This is a genomic window from Kitasatospora sp. NPDC001225, assembly GCF_053597855.1.
In genome coordinates this window covers 1-1,363 of record NZ_JBSFJC010000455.1, presented here as the reverse complement: position 1 = coordinate 1,363, position 1,363 = coordinate 1, and the positions used below count along the sequence as shown (strand labels likewise).

Genomic DNA, 1,363 nt, shown 5'->3' with positions numbered 1-1,363 from the left:
GCCCGGGCCCCCCGCGACGGGCTGCTCCCCCCCCCCCCCGGCGCGGGGGCGGCGCTGTCCGCCGCCCCCGCCGGGGTGACCCAGTGGCGGCTGCGCAAGGCCCACCGCGCGGCGGCCGATCCGGCGGTGTGGAACATCACCCACCGGATCACCCTGCGCGGGCCGCTGGAGCCCGAGCGGCTGGCCGCCGCGCTGACGGCGGTGACCGAGCGGCACGAGAGCCTGCGGACCCGGTTCCTGGAGACCGAGCTCGGGGGGCTCCAGCAGGTGCTGCCGAACACCCCGCTGGACGTCCCGGTCGACGACCTGCGCGGGCTCGCGCCCGCCGAACGGGACGCGGCCCTCGCCGCGGCCCTGGAGGCCGAGGTCGCCCGCCCGTTCGACCTGACCGCGCCCCCGCTGCTGCGCGCCCGGCTGCTGCGCCCGGCGGCGGAGGAGTGGGTGCTGCTGCTGACCATCCACCACATCGCGGTGGACGGCTGGTCGCTGGCCACCGTGCTGGCCGACCTGAGCGCGCTCTACCGTACGGGCGGGTCGCTGCCCGGGGAGGCCGGCCGGATGACCGACCACGCCTGCTGGGAGCGGACGGTGGTCAACCGGGCCTCCATGGCGGCGGCCGCCGACCACTGGGCCGAGGTCCTCGGCGGCGCCTCGCTCGCGGCGGACCTGCCCACCGACCGGCCGCGTCCCGAGCAGCGCTCCGGGCTCGGCGAGACGGCCGAGTTCCGAGTCCCGGCGGCGGTGGCCGAGGCGGTCGGGCGCTACGCCGCCGCCCGGTCCACCACCGCCTCGGCCGTCGTCGTCGCCGCCTTCGCCCGGCTGCTCGGCTCGCTCAGCGGCGCGTCGGAGACGCTGATCCTGCTCTCCAACGCCAACCGCAGGCGGCCGGCCGACGAACGGGTGGTCGGCCTGCTCACCAGCAGCATGCCGATCCTGGTGCCCACCCGGAGCGAGAGCGGCTTCGGGGCCCTGGTGGACCACGCCGCCGAGGCGATCGCCTCCGCCCTCGACCACTCCCTGATGCCGTTCGGCCTGCTGGTCGAACCGCTGCGGGAGCGCGGCGTCCCCATGCCCGTCGGCTACCCGCAGGTCGTGCTCGCCGTCCAGAGCACCCCGCCGATCGGCCTCGACCTCCCCGGCCTGACCGCCGAGATCGAGGACATCCCCGGCCACTCCGCCCGGGCCGACTGCGCGTTCTCGCTCACCCCGGACGCCGACGGCTACCTCGGGCAGGTCGAGTACGACGCCGACCTGTTCGACCCAGGCACCGTCCGGGGCTGGCTGGACGCCCTGGTCGAGGACCTGGCCCGGCAGTTGGAGGTCCCGCTCGGGTGACCCGACAAACCCGGAGGCCCCGGTGGGC

Annotated in this window: 1 protein-coding gene; it reads left to right on the top strand. The window is 77.2% G+C overall.

Translation table 11 applies throughout. The features are described from left to right. Positions 1–1,335 (top strand): condensation domain-containing protein (locus ACWDCZ_RS41410; protein ID WP_449818733.1); only part of this gene is annotated, 1,335 nt, incomplete at its 5' end. Positions 1,336–1,363 lie beyond the last annotated feature (28 nt).